Source organism: Klebsiella sp. EMBS2024, from assembly GCF_036233805.1.
GTDB classification, from domain to species: Bacteria; Pseudomonadota; Gammaproteobacteria; order Enterobacterales; family Enterobacteriaceae; genus Klebsiella; species Klebsiella pneumoniae.
The window spans coordinates 5102376-5107742 of sequence record NZ_JAZARW010000001.1 but is presented as its reverse complement, the minus strand read 5'-3'; the positions used below and the strand labels follow the sequence as shown (position 1 = coordinate 5107742).

The window sequence follows — 5367 nt, the reverse complement described above, 5'->3', positions numbered from 1 at the left end:
GNCCTCCCCGGCGGCGCTGCGCTTGCCGGGCCTGGGGTATANGNGCTTACGGGAGGNTNCCGTAGGCCGGATAAGCGNAGCGCCATCCGGCACAAAGGCGGGTATGGCNCCGGNGGTGTCCTCCCCGGCGGCGCTGCGCTTGCCGGGTCNNNNAGTGGGATTCCGCGGAGCGTTTCGCGAAAAAACACCTACCGCCCTCAAACAGGAAGGCCGGTTAGCATCGCTAACCGGCCTTCTTTATCCGCTTCTGCACCGCGCGTCAGTCGTGGCGCGGGTACTCCGGCGTGTTGATCCAGGCGTGGTCATCTTCCCAGGTGAACAGCCATTTCCGGTCCGGCCCGGCCATCACGTTCAGATAGTAGCTATCGTAACCGGCAATCGCCGCCACCGGATGGTAACCGCGCGGCACCATCACCACATCGTGGTTGTAGGGCGCCATACAGGCGTCCAGGCTGCGGTCGTCGGTGTAGACCCGCTGGAAGGCAAAGCCCTGCGGCGGATCGAAGCGGTGATAGTAGGTTTCTTCCAGCTGCGTCTCTTTGCCCGGCTGGGCGGTATCATGCTTATGCGACGGCCACGAACTGGTGGCCCCCTCGTCGGTGTAGACTTCCACCACCAGCAGGCAGTCCGCCTCGGCGCTGTCCGGCAGAATATTATGCACCCGACGCTGGTTGCGCCCTTTCCCACGGTGCTCTACCCCGACGTCTTCCGGCCGAATGAGGCGTGCCGGGAAGCTGCCTTTGCCCGGCGCGCTGCATACCGCCAGCTCCAGATCGGAATCGGCAGTCACCTCGACTTTATCCTGCGGCGGGACGTAAACCGACCACGGCGGGGTGCGTTCAAACGGCGACATCCGTTTACCGAGATTCGGGAAATCGGCATGTTGCGTTTTCACCGACGCCAGCCCGGCGACCAGCACCAGGCACAGCTCGCGATCGCCGCTCTCCAGCGTCACGGTCTGCCCTTTTTTCAACATCCAGACATCAAAGCCGATATAGCGCCAACCGGCGCTTTGCGGCGTAATATGCTGGATCTGTCCCTCTTTTCGCGATTTAGCCAGTAACGACATGGCGCTCTCCTTCGCCGATTAACCTAACGTCGGCATGCTGAATTCAGATACGGTCTGCTGCCCTGCCGGCCAGCGTACGGTGGCGGTCTTCATACGCGTGTAGAAGCGAACGCCGTCCGGCCCGTGGACGTTCAACGCGCCAAACACCGACCGCTTCCAGCCGCCGAAGCTGTGGAACGCCATCGGCACCGGGACCGGCACGTTCACCCCAACCATCCCCGCCTGCACGTCGTGGACGAATTCACGCGCGGTGTGGCCGTTGCTGGTGAAAACGGCGCTGCCGTTGCCAAACTCGTGGCTGTTGACCAGCTCAAGGGCGCTGTTATAGTCCGCCGCGCGCACAATCCCCAGCACCGGGCCAAAGATCTCTTCGCGCCAGATGGTCATCTCCGGGGTGACGTGATCGAACAGGGTGCCGCCGACATAGTAGCCCGCGTCGTAACCCGGCACACGCAGTTTGCGGCCATCGACCACCAGTTTTGCCCCTTCGCTTTCGCCTTTATCAATATAGCCGAGCACTTTTTTCTGGTGGGTATCAGACACCACCGGTCCCATCTCGTTCTCTTCCTGGCCACGCATGCAGCCCGGGCCTACTTTCAGCGCTTCCACCAGCGGCTTCAGGCGGGCGATCAGTTTGTCGGCGGTTTCATCTCCCACTGCCACCACCACCGGCAGCGCCATACAGCGCTCGCCTGCGGAGCCAAAAGCGCCGCCCATAATGGCGTTAACGGTAGCGTCGAGATCGGCATCCGGCATCACAATCGCGTGGTTTTTGGCGGCGCCAAAGGCCTGCACGCGCTTGCCGTGGGCGCTGGCGGTCTTATAGATATACTCCGCCACGCCGGAGGAGCCGACGAAGCTCACCGCCGCAATACGCGGGTCAGTGTACAGCTGCTCGGCATCTTCATTGCTGCAGTGCACGACGTTAAACACGCCGTCCGGCAGACCGGCCTCTTTCAGCAGTTCTGCCAGACGCACAGCGGCCGTCGGCGCCAGCGCGGGCGGCTTGAGGACGAAACTGTTGCCGCAGGCCAGCGCCAGCGGGAACATCCACATCGGCACCATCGCCGGGAAGTTAAACGGGGTGATCCCTGCCACCACGCCCAGGGGCTGCATCAGCGAGTAGCTGTCGACGCCGGTGCCGACGTCAGAGGAGTATTCGCCTTTAATCAGGTGCGGGATCCCGCAGGCGAATTCGACCACTTCCATACCGCGGGTCAGCTCGCCCAGCGCATCCGACCACACCTTACCGTGCTCGCTGACGATGATCCCCGCCAGCTCTTCCACGTGCTGCTCCAGCAACATTTTAAAGTTGAACAGCACGCGGGCGCGGCGCAGCGGCGTGGTACGGGACCAACTGTCAAACGCATCGCGAGCAACCTGAATCGCCTCGGAGACTTCCTGCGCGGTTGACACCGTGACTTCGCGCACCGCTTTGCCCGTCGCCGGGTCGTACACCGGCATCGTTTCGTTGCTGCTGCTAATAACGGTTTTCCCGCCAATAAAGTTTCCTGTGATCGTCATGTTCTCGCCTCATAGTGAAGGGGGCCAGCGCACACCGGCCCGTCGCTGATTCTGCTGTGCTATAACCGTAGTAAAATGAAATTTATATTTCAACATTGTTGTGAAATGAAATTTCATTTTGGTGATAACAGTCGCATTTTGCGCTAACCGGTCGCCTGTGCGCTTCCCGCATCGCGCCTCGTTGCCTTCGACGCCAGGCTTCCCGCCGCTGTCGCGCCGGCAGTCGGTGCCGGTGATATTTTGCGAGACAGCTCAAACATTCATCATTTCCATTCTTGCTAATTTTGGAATAAACGTTTTGACTGTTAGCCAATTGAACGAACCTACCCCCTCTTCCGTCAGGAGTGTCCTATGGCCATCGCAATGCAACGTTTTTGTATTAACCGCAAAATCGCGCCAGCGCTCAGCATTGAAGCGTTTTTCCGTCTGGTGAACCGTCTGGGCCTGAATAAGGTCGAGTTGCGCAACGATTTACCCAGTGGAAAAGTGACCGACGATCTGAGCCATCAGCAGGTGCGCGAGCTGGCGGCGCGCTACCACATCGAGATCCTGACGATTAACGCGGTCTACCCCTTTAACCGTCGTAGCGAAGAGGTGCGGCAGTTGACCGAATCGCTGCTGAAAGAGGCCCAGGCCATCGGCGCCAAATCGCTGGTGCTCTGTCCGCTCAACGACGGCAGCGAGGTGCCGGCCAGCGAAACCCTGGGCGCCCTGCGCGACCTGGCGCCGCTGTTCGCCTTCTATGGCATCCACGGCCTGGTGGAGCCGCTGGGCTTCCCGCAAAGCTCGCTGCGTTCTGCGCACCAGGCGCAGACGCTGATCCACGACGCCCGCGTGCCGTTTAAGCTGCTGATCGATACCTTCCATCACCATCTTTACCCGCAGGCGGCGGACGAGTTCAGCCAGGTAGAGGTGGCGGATATCGGGCTGGTGCACCTTTCAGGAGTTGACGATAGCCGTCCGCGCGAGCAGCTCACCGATGCCGAGCGCATCATGCTAACCCCGCAGGATCGTCTCGGCACCTGCGAGCAGGTTAAAGCGCTGGAAGCCCGCGGCTATCAGGGGGTGTACGCTTTTGAGCCCTTCGCCCCCGAGCTGGCGCAATGGAGCGAAGCGGATATCGCGCGCGAAATTGAGCAGAGCATCGCGCTCATCCAGCGCCACTGCGCCTGAGACCCTCACGGTACAGCGTGCGCGGCGCGTGACGATTTTCCCAACGCCGGACGACGAGGTTGCCTATAATCGTCGCAGGATAAATGGAGGAATCGACCATGAGCTCACCCCTGTTGATTGCGCGCACGCTGGATAACGCGCTCTATTTACTGCCCGCGATGGCCAACCGCCATGGGCTTATCACCGGTGCGACCGGCACCGGTAAAACCGTCACCCTGCAGAAGCTGGCTGAGTCGTTCTCGGAGATTGGCGTGCCGGTATTTATGGCCGACGTCAAGGGCGACCTGACCGGCATTGCCGCCGCGGGGCAGAGCTCAGAGAAACTGCAGGCGCGGCTGGAGAAGATCGGCGTCAGCGACTGGGAGCCGCACGCCAACCCGGTGGTGCTCTGGGATATCTTTGGCGAGAAGGGCCACCCGGTGCGGGCGACGGTCTCCGATCTCGGCCCCCTGCTGCTGGCGCGCCTGCTCAATCTCAACGAAGTGCAGAGCGGCGTACTGAACATTATTTTCCGCATCGCGGACGACCGCGGCCTGCTGCTGCTCGACTTCAAAGACCTCCGCGCCATCACCCAGTTTATCGGCGATAACGCCAAGTCTTTCCAGAACCAGTACGGCAATATTAACAGCGCCTCGATCGGCGCCATCCAGCGCGGGCTGTTGACCCTGGAGCAACAGGGCGCCGAGCACTTCTTCGGCGAGCCGATGCTGGATATTGCCGACTGGATGCGCGTCGATGCCAGCGGTAAAGGGGTGATCAATATCCTTAGCGCCGAAAAGCTCTACCAGATGCCGAAGCTGTACGCCGCCAGCCTGCTGTGGATGCTCTCCGAGCTCTACGAGCGCCTGCCGGAAGCCGGCGACCTCGATAAACCGAAGCTGGTGTTCTTCTTCGATGAGGCGCATCTGCTGTTCAACGACGCGCCGCAGGTGCTGCTGTATAAAATTGAACAGGTGATCCGCCTTATCCGCTCCAAGGGCGTCGGCGTCTACTTTGTCTCGCAGAACCCGGCGGATATTCCCGACGCCGTGCTCGGCCAGCTGGGCAACCGCGTGCAGCATGCCCTGCGCGCCTTTACGCCGAAGGACCAGAAGGCGGTGAAAACCGCCGCCCAGACCATGCGCGCCAACCCGGCCTTCAGTACCGAGCAGGCGATCCAGGAGCTGGGCACCGGCGAGGCGCTGATCTCCTTCCTCGATGAGAAAGGCAGCCCGTCGGTGGTCGAGCGGGCGTTGGTTATCGCCCCCTGCTCGCGAATGGGGCCGGTCAGCGATGACGAGCGCAATGGTCTGCTGAACCACTCGCCGCTGTACGGTAAGTATGAGGAGGAGGTGGACCGCGAGTCGGCTTTCGAAATGCTGCAGCAAGGGGTGCAGGTCGCCACCGGGCAGCAGTCGGCTCCGCCGGCGAAGGGCCAGCAGAACGGCGATGACGACGGGCTGCTTGGCGGCCTGAAAGATATCCTGTTCGGCAGCACCGGCCCGCGCGGCGGAAAACGCGACGGTATCGTGCAGACCGCAGCGAAAAGCGCGGTTCGCCAGGTCACCAATCAGATCGTCCGCGGCATGCTGGGCAGCCTGCTGGGCGGACGCAAGCGCTAA

4 protein-coding genes are annotated in these 5367 nt (G+C 61.7%); 2 read left to right on the top strand and 2 right to left on the bottom strand.

The annotated features are described in order from the left end of the window. Positions 1-259: 259 nt before the first annotated feature. Together iolB and VZP09_RS23475 are read right to left on the bottom strand one after the other, a co-directional pair. The gene (iolB, locus tag VZP09_RS23480; protein WP_004177654.1) at positions 260-1069 is read right to left on the bottom strand and encodes a 5-deoxy-glucuronate isomerase; all 810 of its coding nucleotides are present in this window, start codon (positions 1067-1069) and stop codon (positions 260-262) included. Positions 1070-1087: 18 nt separating this feature from the next. Continuing rightward, positions 1088-2593 (bottom strand): CoA-acylating methylmalonate-semialdehyde dehydrogenase, encoded by a 1506-nt coding sequence (locus VZP09_RS23475; protein WP_009486529.1) that lies wholly within the window; start codon positions 2591-2593, stop codon positions 1088-1090. 351 nt (positions 2594-2944) lie between these two features. Between VZP09_RS23475 and VZP09_RS23470 the strand changes: the two genes are divergently transcribed. Further along, on the top strand, positions 2945-3766 hold the full coding sequence (locus VZP09_RS23470; RefSeq protein WP_048332312.1) for a TIM barrel protein: 822 nt from the start codon (positions 2945-2947) through the stop codon (positions 3764-3766). Between the two features lie 98 nt (positions 3767-3864). Further along, positions 3865-5367 (top strand): helicase HerA-like C-terminal domain-containing protein, encoded by a 1503-nt coding sequence (locus tag VZP09_RS23465; protein ID WP_032415884.1) that lies wholly within the window; start codon positions 3865-3867, stop codon positions 5365-5367.